The sequence below is a fragment of the Curtobacterium sp. 9128 genome, assembly GCF_007673775.1.
Taxonomy (GTDB): domain Bacteria; phylum Actinomycetota; class Actinomycetes; order Actinomycetales; family Microbacteriaceae; genus Curtobacterium.
Genome location: NZ_VEAF01000004.1, coordinates 201,900 through 223,117, shown reverse-complemented (window position 1 = coordinate 223,117; position 21,218 = coordinate 201,900). Strand labels below are relative to the sequence as shown.

21 protein-coding genes are annotated in these 21,218 nt (G+C 72.6%); 13 read left to right on the top strand and 8 right to left on the bottom strand.

Features of this window, described 5'->3' with window-relative positions; translation table 11 throughout:
* Nucleotides 1-702: an NrtR DNA-binding winged helix domain-containing protein gene (locus FS641_RS09905; RefSeq protein WP_144763304.1), complete on the bottom strand. Its 702-nt coding sequence runs from the start codon at nt 700-702 to the stop codon at nt 1-3.
* A gap of 150 nt (nt 703-852) precedes the next feature.
* On the opposite strand from FS641_RS09905, the gene FS641_RS09900 reads away from it, so the two are divergent.
* From FS641_RS09900 to FS641_RS09890, 3 genes are all read left to right on the top strand, one after another.
* Nucleotides 853-1,134: an acylphosphatase gene (locus FS641_RS09900; RefSeq protein WP_144763302.1), complete on the top strand. Its 282-nt coding sequence runs from the start codon at nt 853-855 to the stop codon at nt 1,132-1,134.
* 138 nt (nt 1,135-1,272) lie between these two features.
* Nucleotides 1,273-2,766 (top strand): MDR family MFS transporter, encoded by a 1,494-nt coding sequence (locus tag FS641_RS09895; protein WP_144763300.1) that lies wholly within the window; start codon nt 1,273-1,275, stop codon nt 2,764-2,766.
* 228 nt (nt 2,767-2,994) lie between these two features.
* Nucleotides 2,995-4,233, top strand: coding sequence for an FAD-binding protein (locus FS641_RS09890; RefSeq protein ID WP_144763298.1), 1,239 nt, complete (start codon nt 2,995-2,997; stop codon nt 4,231-4,233).
* Between the two features lie 89 nt (nt 4,234-4,322).
* Here the strand turns inward: FS641_RS09890 and FS641_RS09885 are convergent, their stop codons facing one another.
* Complete coding sequence (locus tag FS641_RS09885; protein ID WP_186317685.1) at nt 4,323-4,814, bottom strand: 2'-5' RNA ligase family protein; 492 nt, start codon at nt 4,812-4,814, stop codon at nt 4,323-4,325.
* Nucleotides 4,815-4,963: 149 nt separating this feature from the next.
* On the opposite strand from FS641_RS09885, the gene FS641_RS09880 reads away from it, so the two are divergent.
* The 3 genes from FS641_RS09880 to FS641_RS09870 are packed head-to-tail and all read left to right on the top strand — an operon-like array spanning nt 4,964 to nt 7,622.
* Nucleotides 4,964-5,917: a MetQ/NlpA family ABC transporter substrate-binding protein gene (locus tag FS641_RS09880; RefSeq protein ID WP_144763294.1), complete on the top strand. Its 954-nt coding sequence runs from the start codon at nt 4,964-4,966 to the stop codon at nt 5,915-5,917.
* Complete coding sequence (locus FS641_RS09875; protein WP_144763292.1) at nt 5,917-6,954, top strand: methionine ABC transporter ATP-binding protein; 1,038 nt, start codon at nt 5,917-5,919, stop codon at nt 6,952-6,954. The genes FS641_RS09880 and FS641_RS09875 overlap by 1 nt, the downstream gene beginning before the upstream one ends.
* Nucleotides 6,951-7,622 (top strand): methionine ABC transporter permease, encoded by a 672-nt coding sequence (locus tag FS641_RS09870; protein WP_395879336.1) that lies wholly within the window; start codon nt 6,951-6,953, stop codon nt 7,620-7,622. Before FS641_RS09875 ends, FS641_RS09870 begins: the two co-directional genes overlap by 4 nt.
* Before the next feature lie 213 nt (nt 7,623-7,835).
* Here FS641_RS09870 and FS641_RS09865 read toward each other — a convergent pair whose 3' ends face one another.
* Both FS641_RS09865 and FS641_RS09860 read right to left on the bottom strand, forming a co-directional pair.
* Nucleotides 7,836-8,612, bottom strand: coding sequence for an endonuclease/exonuclease/phosphatase family protein (locus FS641_RS09865; RefSeq protein WP_144763290.1), 777 nt, complete (start codon nt 8,610-8,612; stop codon nt 7,836-7,838).
* Nucleotides 8,613-8,751: 139 nt separating this feature from the next.
* Nucleotides 8,752-10,188: an MFS transporter gene (locus tag FS641_RS09860; RefSeq protein WP_144763288.1), complete on the bottom strand. Its 1,437-nt coding sequence runs from the start codon at nt 10,186-10,188 to the stop codon at nt 8,752-8,754.
* A 121-nt stretch (nt 10,189-10,309) separates the two neighbouring features.
* Between FS641_RS09860 and FS641_RS09855 the strand changes: the two genes are divergently transcribed.
* Genes FS641_RS09855 through FS641_RS09835 form a run of 5 tightly spaced genes read left to right on the top strand, consistent with a single transcriptional unit; the run spans nt 10,310 to nt 15,595 of the window.
* The gene (locus FS641_RS09855; protein ID WP_186317684.1) at nt 10,310-11,530 is read left to right on the top strand and encodes an alanine racemase; all 1,221 of its coding nucleotides are present in this window, start codon (nt 10,310-10,312) and stop codon (nt 11,528-11,530) included.
* Nucleotides 11,530-12,357 (top strand): IclR family transcriptional regulator, encoded by an 828-nt coding sequence (locus FS641_RS09850; protein WP_260855793.1) that lies wholly within the window; start codon nt 11,530-11,532, stop codon nt 12,355-12,357. Before FS641_RS09855 ends, FS641_RS09850 begins: the two co-directional genes overlap by 1 nt.
* Complete coding sequence (locus tag FS641_RS09845; RefSeq protein ID WP_144763284.1) at nt 12,354-13,319, top strand: sugar kinase; 966 nt, start codon at nt 12,354-12,356, stop codon at nt 13,317-13,319. The genes FS641_RS09850 and FS641_RS09845 overlap by 4 nt, the downstream gene beginning before the upstream one ends.
* Before the next feature lie 51 nt (nt 13,320-13,370).
* On the top strand, nt 13,371-14,036 hold the full coding sequence (locus FS641_RS09840; protein WP_186317683.1) for a bifunctional 4-hydroxy-2-oxoglutarate aldolase/2-dehydro-3-deoxy-phosphogluconate aldolase: 666 nt from the start codon (nt 13,371-13,373) through the stop codon (nt 14,034-14,036).
* Nucleotides 14,033-15,595 (top strand): amidohydrolase family protein, encoded by a 1,563-nt coding sequence (locus FS641_RS09835; RefSeq protein ID WP_144763280.1) that lies wholly within the window; start codon nt 14,033-14,035, stop codon nt 15,593-15,595. Before FS641_RS09840 ends, FS641_RS09835 begins: the two co-directional genes overlap by 4 nt.
* A 25-nt stretch (nt 15,596-15,620) precedes the next feature.
* On the opposite strand, the gene FS641_RS09830 is transcribed toward FS641_RS09835, so the two are convergent.
* Complete coding sequence (locus FS641_RS09830; protein ID WP_144763278.1) at nt 15,621-16,031, bottom strand: RidA family protein; 411 nt, start codon at nt 16,029-16,031, stop codon at nt 15,621-15,623.
* Nucleotides 16,032-16,220: 189 nt separating this feature from the next.
* On the opposite strand from FS641_RS09830, the gene FS641_RS09825 reads away from it, so the two are divergent.
* Nucleotides 16,221-17,450 carry a hypothetical protein gene (locus tag FS641_RS09825; RefSeq protein ID WP_144763276.1) on the top strand — a complete coding sequence of 410 codons (1,230 nt, stop codon included), beginning with the start codon at nt 16,221-16,223 and terminating at the stop codon, nt 17,448-17,450.
* A gap of 110 nt (nt 17,451-17,560) precedes the next feature.
* Here FS641_RS09825 and FS641_RS09820 read toward each other — a convergent pair whose 3' ends face one another.
* The 3 genes from FS641_RS09820 to FS641_RS09810 form a co-directional block, all read right to left on the bottom strand.
* Nucleotides 17,561-18,052, bottom strand: a complete 492-nt coding sequence (locus FS641_RS09820; RefSeq protein WP_186317682.1) for a pyridoxamine 5'-phosphate oxidase family protein — start codon at nt 18,050-18,052, stop codon at nt 17,561-17,563.
* A 234-nt stretch (nt 18,053-18,286) separates the two neighbouring features.
* Entirely contained in the window at nt 18,287-18,910 is a 624-nt protein-coding gene (locus FS641_RS09815) for a hypothetical protein (protein WP_144763273.1), read from the bottom strand.
* Nucleotides 18,911-19,022: 112 nt separating this feature from the next.
* Complete coding sequence (locus tag FS641_RS09810; RefSeq protein ID WP_260855771.1) at nt 19,023-20,132, bottom strand: LLM class flavin-dependent oxidoreductase; 1,110 nt, start codon at nt 20,130-20,132, stop codon at nt 19,023-19,025.
* A gap of 169 nt (nt 20,133-20,301) precedes the next feature.
* On the opposite strand from FS641_RS09810, the gene FS641_RS09805 reads away from it, so the two are divergent.
* Entirely contained in the window at nt 20,302-21,210 is a 909-nt protein-coding gene (locus tag FS641_RS09805) for an SDR family oxidoreductase (protein ID WP_144763271.1), read from the top strand.
* Nucleotides 21,211-21,218: the final 8 nt, after the last annotated feature.

The window sequence follows — 21,218 nt, the reverse complement described above, 5'->3', positions numbered from 1 at the left end:
CTAACGGTTCCGCTGCTGGGGTGTGCCGGTCTGCAGCGGGCCGTTGTCCGCGTAGGCCAGGTCGGGGTTCGAGCGGTACAGCCGGGCCGGCCGGTGCCGGTCGCCGCTCGTGGTCTCGTCGGTGGCGATGACGGCGTCGGTCTGCGCGACCTGCCGTCGGAAGTTCGCCGGGTCGAGCGGCCGGCCGAGGACCGCCTCGTACACGGCGCGGAGCTCGGCGAGGGTGAAGCGGTCGCCGAGGAAGGCCTGCGCGATGCGGGAGTACGACATCTTCGTGCGGAGCCGCCAGAGGGCGTACTCGGCGATCTGGTCGTGGTCGAACGCGAGCGGCGGGTGCTCGTCGGCGAGGAACCACCGCACGTTCCAGTCGTCCGGGACGACGCTGGCCTCGTCCGGGCGGACGAGGGCCCAGTACACGATCGACACGACCCGGGTCGGGGAACGGTCGACGTCGCCGAACGCGTAGAGCTGCTCGAGGTAGCGCGGCTGCACGTTCGTCGTCTCGCGGAGCCGGGCGGCCGCGGAGTCCTCGAGTCCCTCGTCCGGCCGCACCCAGCCACCCGGGAGCGCCCACGAACCCGCGTACGGCTCGGTCGTGCGGCGGACGAGCGGCATCCAGAGCGCCGGCGCCCCGGTGTCGGGGTGCGGACGCAGCGCGACGATCACGGTCGAGACCGCGACGCGGATGGCTGCTTCGTCCATGTGTTCAGGTCATCCTGACTTGAAGTGTTCTGGTTGGGATGACTCTATCATCGGTGACGCAGGCCGGCGACACCCGGCGGAAACAAACCGACACGGCCCGGAAAAACCCTGGTGATGCCCGGGAAATGCGGCCCGCATACATTGGGCGACATGACAACGGTGACCAGGGTGCACGCCATCGTCTCGGGGACGGTCCAGGGGGTCGGGTTCCGCTACTGGACGGCACGCAAGGCAGACGGACTGGAACTGACGGGCTACGCGAGGAACCTCTTCGACGGGACCGTCGAGGTGGAGGCCGAGGGCCCCTCCGCCGCGGTGGACGCCCTGGTGGCGATGCTGCACAGCGGTCCGCCGTCCGCGACGGTCGCCGAGGTCACCACACGTGCCGTCGTCCCACACGGGGACACGGAGACGTTCGACATCCTGCACTGACGAGTCGGACGCCACGGACCCGGCCTCGTCCGCGCGGCCTGCCGGTGCCCGGCGGCGTGTCGGTGCCGGGCGGAATAATCGAATTCCCTCAGGTGCTGCACCGTCTGCATCGCCCGCCGACACCGTACGGAGCCACACATGACCGACAGCGCCCTCGACTCCGCTCCGCGGACGGGCAGTCAGCCACAGCAGCAGGGTTCCTCACCCGCCGAGACGCGGCTGGTGATCGCGCTGCTCCTGGTCTCCGCGTTCGTGGTGATCCTCAACGAGACGATCATGGGCGTGGCGCTGCCTCGGCTCATGGACGACCTGCACATCAGCGCGGCGACCGGGCAGTGGCTCACCACCGGGTTCCTGCTCACGATGGCCGTCGTCATCCCGATCACCGGGTTCCTCCTGCAGCGGTTCAACACCCGGCCGGTCTTCATCTGGGCGATGAGCCTGTTCTCCGTCGGCACCCTCGTGGCGCTGCTCGCGCCGGGGTTCTCGGTGCTGCTCGTCGGACGCATCGTGCAGGCCAGCGGCACCGCGATCATGATGCCGCTCCTCATGACGACCGTCCTCACGCTCATCGAGCCGGCGCACCGCGGCCGCGTGATGGGGAACATCTCGATCGTCATCTCCGTCGCGCCGGCCGTCGGCCCGACCATCTCCGGGCTCATCCTCAACGCGTTCTCGTGGCGCTGGCTGTTCGGGTTCGTGCTGCCGATCGCGATCGCGGCGCTGATCCTCGGCATGGTGAAGGTCCGCAACGTCGGCACCCCGCGCCCGGCGCCGCTCGACGTGCTCTCGGTCGTGGTCTCCGCCTTCGCGTTCGGCGGGATCGTCTACGGCCTGTCGAGCATCGGTGAGATCGGCACGACCGGCCCGGTGGTCCCGATCGCCGCGCTCGTCGTCGGCGCGGTCGCCCTGACGCTGTTCATCGTCCGCCAGTCCCGTCTGCAGCGCACCGACAGCGCACTGCTGGACCTGCGGACGTTCCGGACGAAGGGCTTCACCGTCCCGATCGTCGGGATGGGCCTGAGCTTCCTGGTGATGCTCGGCACGCTCATCCTGCTGCCGATCTACCTGGAGCGCGTCCTCGGGCTCGCGGTCCTCAACGTCGGGCTGCTGCTGCTCCCCGGTGGGCTGCTGATGGGTCTGCTCTCCCCGATCGTCGGCCGCGTGTACGACCGTCACGGACCCCGCGTGCTGCTCATCCCCGGCGCGGTCATCATCAGCGTCGTGCTGTGGGCCCTGTCCACCGTCGGCGTCGACACCAGCGTGTGGTTCGTCCTCGGTGCCCACGTCGTCCTCAGCATCGGCCTCGCGCTGACATTCACGCCGCTGTTCACCGCGGCGCTCGGCGGCCTGCCCCCGAAGCTGTACTCGCACGGCAGCGCGGTGCTCGGCACGGCCCAGCAGCTCGCCGGCGCTGCCGGTACCGCCCTGTTCGTCACGCTCCTGACGATCGGTGCGGCGACCGCCACCGCCGGCTCGGGAGCGGACGGCATCGCCGAGGCCACCGCGTCCGGCGTGCGCACCGCGTTCCTCGTCGGCGGGGTCATCTCCCTGTTCGGGATCCTGACCGCGGTCTTCGTGCGCAGGCCCGAGCTGCCCGAGGGTGCACCGACGCCCCTGCCCGCGCACTAGGGACCTCCGACACGGCACCGTGCGGCGCCACGGCGCCGGCCCGGTGCCACCGCGCCCGGCCGGTGCCGCCGGACAACCGGAAGCACCTCGCGCCGCCACGTTCGGTGGCGCGAGGTGCTTCCTGTTGTGCGGGAGCAATGCGCGCTGTAGCCCCGCAACGGCCACAGGGCCCGCGCCCACCTCCCCCCGCGCAGCCGCGCGTGCAGCCGTGCGTGGCATCGTGGGCGCATGCGGTCGACGACGAGCGAGCTCAACTGGTCCGGCACGGTCACGTACACGGCCGAGCGGGTCGAACGTCCCCGCACGGTCGACGAGGCAGCCGCGATCGTCGCCCGGGAGCGCCGCGTCCACGGCCTCGGCACCCGGCACTCGTTCAACGACGTGGCCGACACCGACGGGGTCCTGCTCGACCTGACCGGCATCCCGACCGACCTGGTGATCGGCCACGACGTCGACGGAACCGCCACGGTGACGGTCGGCGCCGGGACACGGTACGGCGACGTCGCCCCCGACATCGACGCGGCCGGGTACGCCCTGCACAACATGGGCTCGCTCCCGCACATCTCGGTCGGCGGCGCGGTCGCGACCGGGACGCACGGCTCCGGCACCACGCTCGGGTCCCTGTCGACGGCGGTCCGCGCACTCGAGTTCCTCGGCCCCGACGGCACGACCCGCTCTGTCCGCCACGACGACCCGGAGGGCCCGGGATCGGTGCTCCACCTCGGACTGCTCGGCATCGTCACCCGGGTGACCCTCGCGGTCGAGCCCACCTACCGGATGCGCCAGGACGCGTACGGCCCGATCCCCTGGCGCGCGTTCCTCGACCACGCGGCCGAGATCCACGCCGCGGGGACCTCGGTCTGCTCCTACACGCGCTTCGGGGACGAGATCAGCGAGGTCCTCGTGAAGTCGCGGAGCGAGCACGCACCGGACGAGCTGTCCGGCGCACCTCGGCTGCCCGGGACGCCGGGCGACGACCACCGCACGGCACGGGACGGCTCCCTCGGCCCGTGGTGGGACCGGCTCCCGCACTTCCCGATCGGGACCGTGCCGTCACACGGGTCCGAGGTGCAGAGCGAGCACTTCGTCCCCCTCCGGCACGCGGCGGACGCCCTCGACGCACTGCGCGGCCTGGCCGACCGGATCCAGCCGCACCTGCACGTCGCCGAACTCCGCACGATGGCCGCAGACGACCTCTGGCTGTCGCCGACGCAGGGCGAGGACGTGTTCTGCATCGCCTTCACGTGGAAGAAGCACCCCGAGGAGGTCGCCGCGCTCCTCCCCGACCTCGAGGCTCGCATCGCCCCCTTCGACGCACGTGCGCACTGGGGCAAGATGAGCTCGCTCGACGGCGCCGCGGTCGCGGCGCTGTACCCCCGGCTCCCGGCGTTCCGCGAGCTGGTCCGCCGGGCCGACCCGGAGCGCAAGTTCGCGTCTGCGTTCGGCGATCGGGTCCTGGGGAGCTGAGCCGAGCCTCCCGTCCGGCGCCGCACCTGGAGGACGCACCAGCGACGGACCGACCGTGCCGGGAGGCCCTGATCACCGAACAGGGCCGCTCACCGGACCGGCGTGGTCACCTTCGTGTCGCCGGCCCAGTGGCGCACGCCGGCGACGGCGAGCACCTCGGGCTGTGGCGTCGCCGCGAGCGCGGCGAGCGCCTCCGGGAGGTCGACGTCGCGGATCCGTCGGGCGAGCGTCAGGTGCGGTGACCACCGGCCGGGCAGCGAGGTGTCGAGCGCGTCCGGGGCGACGTCGTGCACCGCCCGGTGGAAGGCCGCGAGCGCCGCGTCGACGACGACCGCCCACGCGAGGACGTGCCGACCGGGACCGGCGTCGAAGAGCAGCAGTCCGCCGACGCGGATGCCCTCCGGTCGGGGTGCGGCGAAGCCGGACGGTACCGGCAGCGCTTCGCCCGCCGCGAGGGTGACGTGTGTGTCGTTCGTGCCGGAACGGCCGAGGCTCGGCAGTCCGGCGTCCTCGAGGGTCTGCCACGCTGCGCGCACCGCACGGTCGGAGTCGTCGTCGAGGACCAGTTCGATGCTGCGCACGCCCTCGAGTCTGCCGGGCGACGCAGAGCAAGGGATGTAACACGACGGAACGCAAGTCGCCGCGGTCGGTGCCGCGCGGCACACTCGGGGTCGGTCCACGAGCGTCGGACCGGATCAGGACGGCCCGCCGGGCCCACGAGGAGGACCCCATGACCGCACCAGTACTGCCCCAGAAGCCGAAGCGCAGTCGGCCGGTCGGGTGGATCATCGCCGCGGCGGTCGTCGTCGTCGCGGTCATCGTGGCGGTCGTCGTGGTCGCCGTCCGCTCGGGTGGGTCCTCGGACACCGCTGCCGGCTCGTCCGACGCGAGCCCGAAGACGGTGACGATCGGCGTCTCGGACAAGGCGCTCCCCTACTGGGACACCTACACGAAGCTCGCGAAGCAGAAGCTCGACGTGACCGTGCAGCTCCAGAACTTCTCGGACTACTCGCTGCCGAACCCGGCGCTCAAGGACGAGCAGATCGACATGAACCAGTTCCAGCACATCCAGTACCTGGCGAACTACAACGTGCAGTCGAACGACGACCTGCAGCCGATCGGCGCGACGGCCGTGTACCCGCTGCCCCTGTACTCGACGAAGGTCACCAAGCCGTCCGGGTTCCAGGACGGCGCGAAGATCGCGATCCCGAACGACGCCATCAACGAGGCCCGTGCGCTCCTGGTGCTGCAGTCGGCCGACCTGCTGCAGCTCAAGGACGGCGGCAACGCGTTCTCCACCACCGCGGACATCACGTCGCACAAGGTGGACGTCCAGACCGTCGACGCCTCGCAGACCGCGAACGCGCTGCAGCAGGGCTCCGTCGACGGCGCGATCGTCAACGTGAACTACGCCACCTCGGCGGGGCTCGCGAAGGACGACGCGATCTTCCAGGACGACCCGAAGAGCGCCTCTGCCAAGCCCTACGTGAACGTCTTCGCGGTGCGGGACGCCGACAAGGACAACGCGACCTACCTGGCGCTGGCGAAGCTGTTCCAGGACGAGGCGGTGCAGAAGGTGTTCGCGAAGGACTACCCGGACGCCGTGCCGAGCGACGAGAGCGCCGCCTCCCTGCAGCGTGAGCTCGCGACGGTCGAGAAGGACGCGAAGGCGGCTGCGGAGTAGTGGCTGCCCTCGTCGAACTCCGCGGCGTCTCGAAGCACTACCGCCGCGCCGACACCGGCGAGACCGTGGTCGCCGTCGAGGACGTCTCCCTCGACGTCGAACAGGGCGAGGTCCTCGGCGTCATCGGGTACTCCGGGGCCGGCAAGTCCACGCTCGTCCGGCTCGTCAACGCGCTCGAACTGCCCTCCTCGGGCTCGGTCACGGTGGCGGGTCGGGAACTGACCGCGATCCCGGAGCGCGACCGCCGGCTCGCTCGCCGACGCATCGGGATGGTGTTCCAGCAGTTCAACCTGTTCCGCTCCCGCACGATCGCCGGCAACGTGGCGTACCCGCTCAAGGTCGCCGGTGTCGGCAAGGAGGAGCGCGACCGCCGGGTCGCCGAACTGCTGGACTTCGTCGGGCTGCTCGACCGGGCGTACGCCTACCCCGAGCAGCTGTCCGGCGGGCAGAAGCAGCGCGTCGGCATCGCGCGGGCGCTCGCGTCGAACCCCGACCTGCTCCTCGCCGACGAGGCCACGAGCGCGCTCGACCCGGAGACCACCTCCGAAGTCCTGTCGCTCCTCCGCCGGGTGAACCGGGAGCTCGGCGTCACGATCATCGTCATCACGCACGAGATGGACGCCGTGCGGCAGATCGCGGACCGGGTGGCCGTGATGGAACAGGGCCGCGTGGTCGAGGTCGGCGACGTCTACGACGTCTTCTCGACGCCGTCGAACCCGGCCACACGACGCTTCGTCCGCACCGCGCTGCACGACCGGCCCTCCCCCGAGACGCTCACGCGCCTGCGGGAACGCCACCTCGGTCGGCTCGTCACGGTGCAAATCACCGACGAGGCCGGGCTGCAGAACCGGATCGACGGCGTGTTCCGGTCCGCCGGGGTGACCGCCGAACTCGTCTACGGCGGCGTCGGCGAGATCCGGGAGCGCCGGATCGGCTCGCTCACCTACGAGCTGACGGGCCCGGACCCCGTCGTCGACGGCGTGGTGCGCGACCTGCGTGCCGCGGGCGTCACCACCGACGAGGAGGCAGCAGCGTGAACACCGGGTTCCAGAGCGTCATCGACACGTTCGACATCTTCCTGGGCGCCGTCCGCGACACGATCCTGATGACGGTCATCTCGCTGGTCGTCGCCGGGCTCATCGGGCTGGCACTCGGGCTGGCGCTGTACGCCACCCGCCCGGGCAACCTGCTCGGCAACCGTGCCGTCCACACCGTGCTCAACGTGGTCGTGAACATCGTGCGCCCGATCCCGTTCGTCATCTTCCTGGCGGCCATCGCCCCGCTGTCCCGTGTGGCGGTGCAGACGACCATCGGCGTGCCCGCGGTCACGTTCGCGATCTCCCTGGCGGCGTCCTTCGCGGTCGCGAGGATCGTCGAGCAGAACCTGCTCGCGATCGACCCCGGCGTGGTCGAGGCAGCGCGGGCGTCCGGAGCGCACCCGGTGTCGATCCTGCTCACCGTGCTCATCCCCGAGGGCCTCGGGCCGCTCATCCTCGGGTACACGTTCATCTTCGTGGGCATCGTCGACATGACGGCGCAGGGGGCGCTCATCGGCGGTGGCGGCCTCGGTGAGTACGCCATCACGTGGGGGTCGCAGCGGTACAACTGGTGGATCGTCTACGTGGCGGTGGCGGCGATCGTGGTGATCGTGCAGCTCGGGCAGTTCGTCGGCAACCGCCTGGCGCGGGCGACGCTCCGGCGCTGAGCCGGGGACGGTTCCCGAGGTTCCACGACTCGCCGCTGGCGACGCGGGCGACGGGTCCCGAGGTTCCACAACTCGCCGCTCAGTTCCGCCCGGGTTCCACGAACGACCCGTGGGAGCCGCCCAGGTTCCAGAATTACGGAACCTCGGGGAAGTCGGAGCAGCCAGAGCGGAGCGCGGCGGCACCGAGCGGAGCGACGCCCACGCCGCCGCGCGTCAGGCGGCGGGCTCGGCCTCGGCCGAGCCGCTGCCGGCGGCCGCGGGCTCCTCGTAGTGCGCCCGGACCAGGATCGGCCGGTGGTCGGAGATGCCGGCGGGGAGCGTCTCGACGCCGGCGATGTGCAGTCCCACGCTGGTGGCGAAGTCGAAGTGCCCGGTGAACTTGCGGTAGCGCAGGTACGTCGGTTGGTCGGAGAGCGACAGCGCGAAGCCGTGCGCCTCGATCTTCCGGCGCAGGTTCGTCTGGAACCACGGGTAGTTGAAGTCGCCGACCATGATCGCCGGGGCCTCGCTCGACAGGTCCCGCACGAACTGGTGCGCCGCCTCGATCTGCTTGCGCCGCAGGGAGTTCGTCGCGGTCAGCGGGGACGCGTGGAACGAGGCGACGATCACGTCGGTCCCGGCTTCCCGGTCGTGCAGGTGCATCGCGATGAGGCGCTCGTGCGCGGGGGCGAGGACCCGGTCGTGCAGGGACTTCTGCAGGGAGTGGATGCTGAAGTCCTGCACGTCGAAACGGTCGTCCCGCTTGTAGATCGCGAGGCCGAGCCGGTTCGCCTTCGTCGACGCCGCGAGGGTGAGCCCACCGACGGACGGCGCGAGGTCGTTGCTGTCGCACTCCTGCACGCACAGGACGTCGGCGTCGGACGACTCGGCGAGGGCGGCGAGCTCGCTGTTCGCGGTGTGCTCGCGGAGGTTGTAGCTGACCACCCGGATGGTGGTGGGTCGGACGTCGGTGTCCGTCGGGATGGTCCCCTGCTGGTCTGGCACGGTCATGCTGCCTTCCTTCCGCAAGCCGGAGCGCTGCGTCCCGCTCGGTCTGCCGCGGCAACGGTACCCGTCCACCTCAAGCAGTCCCTGAGACTGTAACGCTTCGCGCGTTGCCGGCGTGTGACGCCGTCGGGAACGGACAGCGTCACCGCGCACCCGCCGCTGCGCGGGTCCGTCGAGCGGGCCGGACGGTGTCCCCCGCCGTGCGGCTCATCACGATCCCCTCGATGCACGCGACGGCGAGCAGCGCGGCGAGGACCCAGAACGTCAGCACGTAGGCGCCGTCGCCGGCGAGTCCGGAGCCGGCGCGGATCACGACCGCCGCGACGGCGACACCGAACCCGGCCGCGGTCTGCTGCAGCGTCGAGGACAGCGTGTTCGCCGGGGTCATGTCCGCCTGCTCCACGTCGGCGAAGGCGATGGTGTTGTACGCGGTGAACCCGACGGACCGCGCGGCCCCGCTGACCACGAGCAGGACGGCCAGGAGCCAGAACGGGGTCGCCGGGGTCAGGAAGGCCATCGCCACGACGGTGAGCGCGGCGATCGCGGACGAGACGATGATCACCGGGCGGTAGCCGAACCAGCGGAGGAACGGCGTCGTCGCCGGTTTGATCCCGAGGTTGCCGACGAACACGAAGAGCACGGCGCTGCCGGCCTCGACCGCGCTCCAGCCCCAGGCGTCCTGGAAGAGCAGGGGCAGTGCGAAGGGCACGGCGGAGACGGCCAGGCGGAACATGCTGCCCCCGGCGTGCGACACCCGGAACGTCTCGAGCCGGAACGCGTCGAGCCCCATGATCGGGTGCGGTGCCCGCCGGAAGTGCCGGACCGCGAGCCAGCAGCAGACCGCGCCGACGACGCCGGAGACCACCGTGGCGGCCACCGGCACCGTGTCGAGCGCGAGCAGCGACGCCATCACGACGACCCCGCCGAGCCCGACGCAGGCGAGCAGCGTGCCGACCCAGTCGAACGGCACGCGCTGCGGCGCCCGCTCCTGTGGCACGAGGACCAGTGCGGCGACGAACGCGATCACGCCGAGGGGCAGGTTGATGAGGAAGATCCAGTGCCAGGACAGGGTGTCCACGAGCACGCCGCCGACGAACGGCGCGATGATCGGCGCGGCGAGCGCCGGCCAGGTCAGGATCGCGATCGCGGTGACGAGCTGGTCGCGCCCGGCGCTCCGCAGCACCACGAGTCGACCGACCGGGACCATGAGCGCGCCGCCGATGCCCTGCACGATGCGCCACAGGGTGAGCTCGACGAGTCCGTCGGAGAGCGCGCAGAGTCCGGACGCGATCGTGAACACGGCGATGGCCCCGGCGAACACCGTGCGGGAGCCGATCCGGTCGGTGAGCCACCCGCTCACGGGGATGAACACCGCGAGGGTGACGAGGTAGGCGGTGATCGTGATGCCGATCGCCGCGGAGTCCACGCCGAGGTCCCGCCCCATCGCCGGCGCGGCCGTGGCGAGGATCGTGCCGTCGAGGAGCTCCATGAAGAAGGTCCCCGCGACGAGCACCGCGACCGCGGTGCTGCCGGTGCGTCGTCGGGCCGGTGGGTTCGTGGTCGTCGTCGTCCTCGTCATGGCACGTCGAATGCTATGCCCCGGTGCCGCACCGACCGTTCTGCAATGTGGAACGGTGGACGCGACGACGTTGTCCGAGCGGCGACCGCTGGACGAGCGTGGACCCGACGAAGGAGGATCGATGCCGACCATCCCCGCCACCGTGACGGCGAAGGGCGCGTGGGAGCCGAGCGCGCCCACCCCGCACCACGTGCTGCAGGACGCCCACCTGCCGGTGATGACGCTCCGCGAGTCCGCCCTCGCGAACAACACCGCGGTGATGCAGGCCTACGTCGACCGGCACGGACTCCGGTTCGCCCCGCACATGAAGACGCACATGTCCCCGGACCTCGCGCAGCGCCAGGTCGACGCCGGCGCGTGGGGCGTCACGGTCGCGTCCGTCCAGCAGGCCATGGTCGCGTGGGAGCACGGGATCCGCCACGTCCTCGTCGCGAACGAGGTGCTCGACCCCGCCGGGCTCCGCTGGCTCGCGTCGCGACGCACCGCCGACCCGACCGCCGACGTCCTCTGCTACGTCGACTCGACCGCCGGTGTGGCGGCAGGGGCCGCCGCGGTCGCCGCCGTGCAGGGCGACCTCCACGTCCTGGTCGAGGTCGGCTTCCCCGGCGGCCGGACCGGTGCCCGGGACGCGGCGACCGCGTCGGAGGTCGCGCACGCGGCCCACGACGCCGGGCTGTCCCTCCGCGGTGTCTCCGGCTACGAGGGCGGCCTGCCGGGCGTCGACGCCGCCCGCGCGTACGTGTCCGGCGTCCTCGGGATCGCCACCGCGGTCCGTGGCCTGGTCACCGACGGACGCATGCTCCTGAGCATGGGCGGCAGCGCCTGGTTCGACGCCGTCACCGAGGCGGTCGCCGCACGGCCGGCAGACCTCGACGTCCTGCTCCGCTCCGGTGCGTACCTCACGCACGACGACGGGTTCTACGACGAGCGCACACCGTTCCGGCGACACCCGGCCGAGGGGTCGCTCCGCCCCGCCATCGAGGTGTGGGGCCGTGTGACGAGCTGCCCGGAACCCGGCCTCGCGCTCGTCGCGGTCGGCAAGCGCGACATCTCCTTCGACGAGGGGCTGCCGGTGGTCCGGCAGGTCCGCCTGGTCGCCGAGCACCGGACGGGAGGCACGGCGGACGCCACGCAGACCGCCCCGGCCCCCGGGGCGGTCACCGTCACCCGCCTCGACGACCAGCACTCCTACCTCGCGCTGGCCGACGGTGTCCGTCTTGAACCGGGCGACGTCGTCGTGTTCGGCATCTCGCACCCGTGCACGGTGTTCGACAAGTGGCGGCAGGTCCACGTCATCGACGACGACGACACCGTGCTCCGGACGATCGCGACGTGGTTCTGATGCGCGTGACCGAGGCCGATCCGGCGCCGGGCCGCAATGCGGCGCTGTCGCTCCGACGCGGGCTGCGGATCCTCGACCTCGTCGCGGAGCACACCAGGAACGGCGAGCCGTCGGTGAGCCTGACGACGCTGAGCGGCGCACTCGGCACCGCCAAGTCGACCGTGCTGCGGCTCGCCGCCCCGATGCTCGAGACCGACCTGCTCCGCCGTACCCCCGACGCCGGCTTCACGCTCGGCCTCGGGGCGCTGCTGCTCGGGCAGAGCTACCTCGAGGGCATCGACCTCCGCGCCGCGGCCGCCCCGTTCCTCCGCAGGACCGCCGAGCAGACCGGGCTGACCTGCCATCTCGTGGTGCCGGACGGCACCGACATCGTGTACGTCGACAAGGTCGAGACCCGCGGGACCGTGCGGATGGCCTCCAGGATCGGCAACCGCCTGCCGATGCGCAACACCGCGTCGGGCAAGGCGATGGTGGCCTTCGGCGAGCCCGACCTGCTCGAGCGCGTCCTCGCGGCACCGGCGACGGCGACGACCGCGCACTCGATCACCGACGACGACCGGTGGCGGACCGAGATCGGTCGGACGAGGGAGCGCGGGTACGGCATCGACGACCGCGAGAACGAACCCGACATCCGCTGCGTCGCCGCCCCCGTGTACGACCACGCGAACCAGGTGGCCGGGGCGATGAGCATCTCCGGCCTCGCCTCCCGGTTCCGGACGAGCGCCGTGCGGGAACTCGGCGACGGCGTCGTCCGCACCGCCCTCGAGATCTCCGTGGCACTCGGCTCGTCGTCGGCGCAGCTCGCCCTCGCACGGAGCGGGCGATGACCGGCGTCCTGACCTTCGGCGAGACGATGCTGCTGCTCGCCGGGCGCGGCGCCCTCGCCGACCTCGACGCCGTGCAGGTCGACACAGGTGGCGCCGAGAGCAACGTCGCGATCGGGCTCGCGCGCGCCGGTGTCGCGGTCACCTGGGTCGGGCGGGTCGGTGCGGACCCCGCCGGTGAGCGCGTCCTCGCCGACGTCGCCGCCGAGGGCGTGGACGTCGTCGCCGTGCGGGACCCCGACCGGTCGACCGGCATCATGCTCAAGGAACGCCTGCCGGACGGACGCACCCGCGTCACGTACCACCGGCGCGGGTCGGCGGCCTCCGCGTTCACGCCGGGGGACCTGCCCTCCGGACTCGTCGAGCAGGCCGCGCTCCTGCACGTCAGCGGCATCACGCTCGCGCTGTCCGAGTCGGCCCGCGAGACCGTGCACGCCGCCGTCGTCCGCGCGCGCGACGCCGGCGTGCCGATCGCGTTCGACGTCAACCACCGGCCGAAGCTCGTCGACGACGACACCGGCCGCGACCGGTACCGCGCCGTCGCCGCGCAGGCCACGATCGTCTTCGCCGGCGACGACGAGGCCAGGCTCGTGCTCGGCCGCCCCGACGCCGACGCCGACGACGCGGAACTCGCGCACGGACTCGCCGCACTGGCGAACGGCCGCGCGGTGGTGAAGCTCGGTTCGCGGGGCGCCGTCGCCTCGATCGACGGTGTGCTCCTCCGGCGCGCCGCGACGCCCGTCACCGTCGTCGACCCGGTCGGTGCCGGTGACGCCTTCGTCGCCGCCTGGATCGCCGCCGAGCTCGCCGGCGCCTCCCCCGCCACCGCCCTCGACCGCGCCGCCGACGCCGGTGCGCTCGCCTGCACGGTGCACGGCGACGCGACCCGCCCCGACCCCGCCGCGCTCGGTGTCGTCGACCCGACGGGCACCGACCACGCCGTGCACGACCGCGTCGACCGCTGACGAACGACCGCCGACGAACGACCGCTGACGACCCCGATGGAGGACCCCACGATGCCCGAGACCGCAGTGCCCCACGATGGTTCCACCGCGCCCACCGGGCGGCACCGCCACGGCGCCGGTCCGGCGATCGCGATCCTGCGCGGTGGGACGGGCGACCACGTCGAGGACGTCATCGGCACGCTGGTGGAGGCCGGTGTCACCGCGATCGAGGTCACCACGAACACGCCGCGGTGGCGGGAGGGCATCACGTGGGCGGTCGAGCGGTACGGCAGCGCCGCGACGGTCGGCGTCGGCACCGTGCTCGACACCCGACAGCTCGACGAGGCTGCGGCGGCCGGGGCGACGTTCGCCGTCAGCCCGCACACCGACGCCGCCCTCGGGGAGCGTGCCCACGAGCGGGGGCTGGGCTGGTACCCGGGCGCGGCCACGCCCACCGAGATCGTGCGCGCCTGGCAGCTCGGTGCCCGCGCGGTGAAGCTCTTCCCGGCCGCGCAGCTCGGCGGCCCCGCGTTCCTCCGGCAGGTCCTCGCACCGCTCGGCTTCGTCGACGTGATCCCGACCGGGGGCATCGGGGTCGAGGACGCTGCCGAGTACCTCGCCGCGGGTGCCGTCGCCGTCGGCCTCGGCTCCCCGCTCGTCGGCGACGCGCTCACGTCCGGGGACCTCGACGCGCTCCGCGGGCGCGCCGAACGCCTCGTCGCGGGGCTCGCCAGGTGACGAGCGTCCTGCTGCGCGGCGGCTCGGTCGTCGGTCCGACGGGACCGACACGTGCCGACGTGCTCGTCGCGGGCGATCGGATCATCGATGTCGGTACCGACCTCGACGTCCCTGCCCACGCCGCCGTCGTGGACTGCGGCGAGCGCCTCGTGCTGCCCGGCTTCGTCGACGCGCACTCGCACGCCGGCTCGCTCGTGTCCGAGCCCGCGGTGCAGCTCGCCCTCCTGCGGCAGGGCGTCACCACCGTCGTCACCGGGCAGGACGGCGTCGGACCGGCACCGGGTGACGGGTCGTACGCCGACGCGTACTTCGCCGCGATCGACGGGCCGCACCCGACCGCCCGCGGCGGCGGGATCGGCGCCCTGCTCGCCGGGTACGACGGCGCGACGCCGCTCAACGTCGCGACGCTCGTCCCGGGCGGCACGGTCCGGCACGTCGTGATGGGCGACGACGACGGTCCGGCATCGCCCGGGCAGCGCACCGCGATGCGCGACCTCGTCCGCGCGGGGCTCGCCGCGGGTGCGGTCGGGCTGTCGACGGGCCTCGACTACGTCCCGGGGCTGTACGCCGACACGGCCGAGCTCGCCGCGCTGTGCGCCGAGGTCGCCGCCGTGGACGGGCTGTACGTGTCGCACATGCGCGGCGGCTACGAGACCAACGTCCGAGCGGGGCTCGAGGAGATCGCGGCGATCGTGCGCGCGTCCGGGGTCCGAGCGCACGTGTCGCACCTCCACGCCCCGGTGGACCTGGCGATCGCGGTGCTCGCCGAGCTCGAGGACGCCGGCACGCCGCTCTCCTTCGACGCCTACCCGTACTCGCGCGGCTGCACGATCCTGTCGATGCTCCTGCTGCCCGCCGCACTCGCGCGTCCGGGCACCACGGACCTCGCCCGCGTGGTGGCCGACCCCGACGCTCGGGCACGGCTCCGCGGCACGGTGCTCGACCGGGTGCTCGGCCGTGCCGACCTCGGGACCGGATGGGCCGAGCAGATCACGTTGTCACACGTGCCCGCCCCGGAGTTCCACGCGCTGCAGGGCCGGACCCTGGCCGAGGCGGCGGCCGCGACCGGGACGGACCCGGTCGACCTCGCGCTCGACGTCCTGGTGGACGCAGCCCTGCAGGTCACCGTCGTGATGCGCGTGCCGCGTCCCCGGACCGCCGACGAGCTCGCCCCGCTCTTCCGACTGCCCGGCCACACGGCAGGGTCGGACGGCATCTTCGTCGGGACGCACCCGCACCCGCGGGCGTACGGCACGTTCGCGCGGTACCTGCAGGAGTACGCGGTCGCCGGGCGCCTGTCGTGGTCGGAGGCCCAGCGGAGCCTGTCGGCGACGGCCGTCGAGCGCCACCGGCTCGGTGACCGCGGGCGCGTCGCCGTCGGGTCGGTCGCCGACGTCGTGGTGGTCGATCCGGCGCGGGTCCGGGCGCGGTCGTCCTACGCGCACCCGATGCTCCTGGCGGAGGGGATCGACGACGTCCTCGTCGCCGGCGTCCCGGTGCTCCGCGCCGGTGCCCTGACCGAGGCGACCCCTGGTCAGGGCATCCGGGCGTCGCGCTGACCGGGGGCGTGTCGCTGCGTCGAGGTCAGGCGTCCTCGGCGTCGGAGACGCGCGTGGCCTCGGGCAGGAGGGCGACGACGTCGATCTCCACGAGGATGCCCGCCAGGTGCGACTGCACGGTCGTGCGGACCGGGTAGGGCTCGGAGAAGTGCTTCGCGTACTCCTCGTTGAACGCCGCGAAGTCGCGGTCCGAGTGCTCGAGGTGCACGGTCGACTTCACGACGTCGTCGAGGGTCGCACCGTGCTCGGCGAGGACGGCCGCCACGTTCGCGAGGACCTGCGCGGTCTGCCCGGCGACGTCGTCGGCGATCGCCCCGGTCGCCGGGTCCTGGGGGCCGAACCCGGCGGTGTAGACGAACCCTCCGGCGACGATCCCCTGGCTGTAGGGACCCGCGGGCTTCGGGGCGTTCTCGGTCACGATGGCGGTCTTCGGCACGGGGGCTCCTCGTGGTGGGGGCTGGGACAGTGTGCTCCAGGCTAGAGCGCCCGACGCTGTCCGGCCCGGCCACGCGACGGCGCCGTTCCGGCGTGCAGAACGCGGGTCGAGCCTCCCGGCGGTGTCCGCGGCGCGCTGACGGACCACACCTTCCGAGCACCACCCAGCCCCACTGGCTATCGTTCTGACGTGCCGTCAGCCTCTTCGTCGATCGCCGCCGGCCGTCGCCGCGCGATCGACCTGGTCACCGCTCTGCCCACGTGGGCGACGGTCGTGCTCGTGTGGGTCGGCGGGCGGTTCCTGTCGACCCTGTGGCTCGCGCTCGTCTACCCGCTCGTCGGGCGCTCCCAGCCGGAGAACGCGATCTGGGGCAACGACCACGGGTTTCTGAGGTTCCTCACGGCCTGGGACGGGCAGTACTACGAGCAGATCTCGCTGCACGGCTACCCGACGACCCTGCCCCTCGACGCGGCCGGACACGTCGCCCAGAACTCGTGGGCGTTCCTGCCGGCCTTCCCGTTCACGATCCGTTTCGTCACGGTGTGGACCGGCATGACGTTCGAGGTCGCGGCGCCCGCGATCGCCCTGGTCGCCGGACTCGTCGCCGCGTTCCTGCTGCACCGCCTGGTGCGGGAGCGCGCCGGGGACACCGCCGCGCTGTGGGCCGTGTTCTTCTTCACGTGCGGGCCGCTGTCGTTCCTGCTGCAGGTCGGGTACGCGGAGAGCATGTTCCTCGCGCTGACCTTCGGGGCGCTGCTCGCGATCGAGCACCGGCGCTACGGGCTCCTGACGGCGCTCGGGGTCGTCGCCGCGTTCACCCGGCCGGGCGCCCTGGCGATCCCGCTCACCCTCGGCGTCGTCGCGCTGGTCCGCTGGATCCGGCTGCACCGCGGGGAGGACCGTGTCCTCGACGGCTTCCCGCTGCGCGAGCAGCTGCGCGTCGTCGGTGCCGGTGTCGTGATGGTCGTCGCCGGGGTCGCGTGGCCGGTGATCGCGTCGCACGTGACGGGTCGTCCGGACGCGTACCTGGCGACCGAGATGTCCTGGTGGGTCAACTTCATCGGTCGGGTGGACTTCGTGCCGCTGACGCCGTGGTTCCTGACGACGCTCCGGTGGGTCGGCATCGGCGGCATCCCCATCGTGATCGGCCTGCTCGTGGGCTACCCGATCTGGCTCGCGCGCCGGTCGACCCGGAAGCTCGGACTGACGACGCTGGTCTTCGCCGGCGGGTACGCGCTCTACGTCTTCGCGGTGTCGCTCCCGATGGCGTCGACACCCCGTCTGCTGATGCCGCTCGCGCCGCTGATGGGCTCGCCGGAGCTCGTCGCGAAGGCGTGGCTGCGCTGGACGCTCGTGACGTGTGCGCTGCTCGGGCAGCCGGTGCTCGTCGCGGTGCTCTGGCTGCTCGGCCCGCCGTGACCCGCGTGCGGAACCGCCCCTGACGCAGCCCGTTCGCCCGGGCGCGGGCGCGGGTGTGGATGGACGATCGGCCCGCCCCGGACTCCCGGGACGGGCCGATTCGTCGTCGACTACAGCTCGACGGTGCCGTGGCTGCCGACGTCCGGACGGGACTGTCCGCCGAGGGCCGCCTTCATCGTCTGCACGAGACTGCCGACGGGGCCGGTGTCCTGCGTCCAGTACTCGACGGACTCGCCCTCGACCGTGAGCAGTCGGATGGACGGGTCGTCGCGGCCGTCCGGGAACCAGGCCTCGGCGAACGGGGACCACAGCTCGTCGATCACCGAGTCGTCCTGGGTGACCGTCGCCGTCCCCGCGATCGACAGGTAGCCGCCCTGCGACTCGATCGCGACGTTGACGTGCGGGTTCCTGGCGATGTCCTCGACCTTCTCGCTGCCGTCCTGGACCAGGAAGCGGAGTGTGCCGTGGAACGCCTTGTCCTGCACGGCGAGCGGTCGTGCGTGCAGGGAGCCGTCCTCGCTGACCGTGGTCAGGAGGGCGGTGCGGGCTCCGTGGACGATGTCCGAGATGGCGGCGCGCTGGTCCGCCTGGGTGTCGGTCATGGTGCTCCTTCGCATCGTGCGCCCCGCCGCCCGACGTGCGGCCTGGCGAGCGGGACCGTACCGTTGGCGACCAGTGTGCCCCCGCTGCCTGGAAGCGTCCGGCGTGCGAGCGGATCCGCCCGCGTCGCGACTCGGTGTGCCGGTCGCGCGTCAGGCCGGCGGCGGCGCATCAGGCCGGCGGCCTGTCGGCAGCGCGTGAGGCCGACGGCGGTGCGTCAGCCGTGCGGCGGCGCGTCAGGCCGGCTCGTGGATGGTCGTCTCGACGTCGACGACCTGCGGGGACCGCGGCATCGACGCGAAACCGAACCGCACCGGCGGGTCGAGCGGCGCCAGGGAACCGAGCGGCTCGCCGGCCCAGGTGCCGCGCACACCGGTCACGCCGTGGGCTCCGGTGACGCCGTAGTACTCGCGTCGGCCGCCTCCGGCCGTCCCCGCTGTGCCGGCTCCCGGTGCGACGAGCCGCGCGATGGGGTCGATCGCCCGCAGCCACCGCGGGTCACGGGCGATCGGCTTCGGGACGACGCGGAGCACGCGCCCGAGCGGCGAGATCGTGCCGACGTCGACCGACGCCCGGAGCGGACCGGCGTCGAGCTCGATGCCGGACGCGGTGCGGCGGGCGAGGACGTCCACGACCTCGACGGCGTCGAAGCGGTACGTGCCGGAGACGTACGCGGCGACGATCTCGTCCGGTGCGAGCAGGACGCTCGAGCCGTCCGGGAGCTCGACGAAGACGTCGGTGAACGCGCCGAACGGGGAGCGCTCCCACATGCCGATGACGAGCCGGACACCGGAACTCGTGCCGACGCCGGTGATCCGACCTCGGAAGCGGCGTTCGATCGGTGCGGGGCGTGACGACATGCCATGGACCGTACGCGGCGCGCCCGTGAGCGCCCGTGACGGCACCGACGTGGCGGACCCGCACCGAGCCTCCCGGCAACAGCGCCTGTGGCTGCCGACCGGAGGGCGCCGGCTACGGGACCGGGACCGGCTCGGCGAGCAGCTCGCGTACCCGCGGGGCGACCGCGGTGCCGTAGAGCTCGATCGACCGCATCATGTCCTCGTGCGGCAGACGCCCGGTGGCGTACCGCATGTCGAAGCGCGAGACGCCGAGGATCCGCATGTTGCGCGCGATCTTGCGCGCGACGGTCTCCGGCGAGCCCACGTAGAGCGACCCTCCGGCGGAGAGGCCCGCCTGGTACTGCGCGACGTCGAGCGGCGGCCAGCCGCGCTCGGCCCCGAGCCGGTCGGTGACGGCCTTGTGGTACGGCCAGTAGCGCTCGGCGGCTTCGGCGTCGGTGGCCGCGACGAACCCGGGCGAGTGCATCGCGATCGGCTGCTGCGGCAGCTCGAGCTGCGTCAGCGCCTGGCGGTAGAGCCGCGAGAACGGGGCGAACTGCGCGGGCTGGCCGCCGATGATCGCCAGGAACAGGGGCATGCCGTACGAGGCGGCGCGGATGACCGACTGGGGCGAGCCGCCGACACCGATCCACGTCGGGATGGGGCCGTGCTCGAGCTTCGGGAAGACGTCCTGGTCCGTCAGACCCGGGCGCACCGTGCCGCTCCACGTGACCTTGTCCCCGCCGCGGAGCGCCGCCCAGAGCTGGAGCTTCTCCTCGAAGAGGACCTCGTAGTCGCTCAGCTCGTAGCCGAACAGCGGGAAGCTCTCGGTGAAGGACCCGCGGCCGAGGATGACCTCGGCGCGGCCGTTCGAGATCGCGTCGACGGTCGCGAAGCGCTCGTACACGCGGACCGGGTCGTCGCTGGAGAGCACGGTGACGGCGGAGCCCATCCGGATGCGCTCGGTCCGCGCGGCGATGGCCGCGAGGACCGTCTCCGGGGCACTCACGGCGTAGTCCGCGCGGTGGTGCTCCCCGATGCCGATGAAGTCGATGCCGACCTGGTCGGCGAGCACGGCCTCGTCGATGACGTCCCGGATGCTCTGCGCCTGGCTCCGCACGGAGCCGTCGAGCCGCTCGGTGACGTCACCGAACGTGTCGAGGCCGAGCTGCACGGGGCCGACGCGGTCCGGAGCGGGCGGCGGGACGTCCGAGGGGCGGTCGGTGCCGAAAGCGTTGCTCATCGCGTCCTCCAAGTGAATGCGTATGCATGAATCTAGCACAGGGTGCCGGTGGTGGCCAGAGCGTCACCGCGGTCGCCGTGAGCCGGGTCTGTCCGCGCCCGCACAGCGAGGAGTGCGCAGCACCGCAGGAGGAGGCGGCACACCGGTGCCCGCGTGTACCGTCCCCGACATGCCGAAGATCCCCGACCAGACCGGACGCCGCATCGTCGTCACCGGCTCGAACAGCGGCACCGGCCGCGAGACCGCCACCCGACTGGCCGAGGCCGGAGCATCGGTCGTGATCGCCGTCCGCACGACGGCGAAGGGCGACGAGGCCGCCGAGGCGATCCGACGACGCTCCCCGGACGCCGACGTCGAGGTCCGCGAGCTCGACCTGGCCGACCTGGCGAGCGTCCGTCGTTTCGCAGACGGGATCCTCGCCGACGACCGGCCGCTCGACGTCCTGGTGAACAACGCCGGCGTGATGGCGCCGCCGAAGCGGTTCGAGACGGTCGACGGCTTCGAGCTGCAGTTCGGCACGAACTTCCTCGGACCGTTCGCGCTGACGAACCTCCTCCTGCCGGCACTCCTGCGGTCCCCCGCACCGCGGGTCGCGACGATGTCGAGCCTCGCCGCCCTGTTCGGACGGATCCGCTTCGACGACCTGCAGTGGACCCGGCGCTACTCCCCCTGGCTCGCCTACGGGCAGTCGAAGCTCGCCGACCTGCTGCTGGCGCTGCACCTGCACACGCTGTCGATCGAACACGACTGGGACCTCGTCTCGACGGCGGCGCACCCCGGCTACACGCGGACGAACCTGCAGTCAGCTGGTCGGTCGCTCGGCCGCGCGAAGCCGGTGTCCTCGAAGCAGCGCGCCTGGCCGTTCACGCAGGACGTCGAACAGGGCAGCGAGCCGCTGCTCTTCGCCGCGGTGGGGCGCTCGGCCGTCGGGGGTGCCTACTACGGGCCATCCGGTCCCGGGCAGATGACCGGGCCGGCGACGACCGTGTCGATCCCGGGGCCGGCACGTCGAGCCGACCTGGCGCGGAGCCTCTGGGCGGTGGCCGAGGACCTGACCGGCACGGGCCTCCCGGACTGACGGTCCCG

Coding starts and splice junctions, on each gene's coding strand:
- FS641_RS09860 (WP_144763288.1), bottom strand. CDS start 10,188: ATGACGAGGACGACGACGACCACGAACCCACCGGCCCGACGACGCACC.
- FS641_RS09845 (WP_144763284.1), top strand. CDS start 12,354: ATGACCGGCGTCCTGACCTTCGGCGAGACGATGCTGCTGCTCGCCGGG.
- FS641_RS09905 (WP_144763304.1), bottom strand. CDS start 702: ATGGACGAAGCAGCCATCCGCGTCGCGGTCTCGACCGTGATCGTCGCG.
- FS641_RS09880 (WP_144763294.1), top strand. CDS start 4,964: ATGACCGCACCAGTACTGCCCCAGAAGCCGAAGCGCAGTCGGCCGGTC.
- FS641_RS09850 (WP_260855793.1), top strand. CDS start 11,530: ATGCGCGTGACCGAGGCCGATCCGGCGCCGGGCCGCAATGCGGCGCTG.
- FS641_RS09820 (WP_186317682.1), bottom strand. CDS start 18,052: ATGACCGACACCCAGGCGGACCAGCGCGCCGCCATCTCGGACATCGTC.
- FS641_RS09840 (WP_186317683.1), top strand. CDS start 13,371: ATGCCCGAGACCGCAGTGCCCCACGATGGTTCCACCGCGCCCACCGGG.
- FS641_RS09815 (WP_144763273.1), bottom strand. CDS start 18,910: ATGTCGTCACGCCCCGCACCGATCGAACGCCGCTTCCGAGGTCGGATC.
- FS641_RS09855 (WP_186317684.1), top strand. CDS start 10,310: ATGCCGACCATCCCCGCCACCGTGACGGCGAAGGGCGCGTGGGAGCCG.
- FS641_RS09890 (WP_144763298.1), top strand. CDS start 2,995: ATGCGGTCGACGACGAGCGAGCTCAACTGGTCCGGCACGGTCACGTAC.
- FS641_RS09805 (WP_144763271.1), top strand. CDS start 20,302: ATGCCGAAGATCCCCGACCAGACCGGACGCCGCATCGTCGTCACCGGC.
- FS641_RS09865 (WP_144763290.1), bottom strand. CDS start 8,612: ATGACCGTGCCAGACCAGCAGGGGACCATCCCGACGGACACCGACGTC.
- FS641_RS09900 (WP_144763302.1), top strand. CDS start 853: ATGACAACGGTGACCAGGGTGCACGCCATCGTCTCGGGGACGGTCCAG.
- FS641_RS09895 (WP_144763300.1), top strand. CDS start 1,273: ATGACCGACAGCGCCCTCGACTCCGCTCCGCGGACGGGCAGTCAGCCA.
- FS641_RS09810 (WP_260855771.1), bottom strand. CDS start 20,132: ATGAGCAACGCTTTCGGCACCGACCGCCCCTCGGACGTCCCGCCGCCC.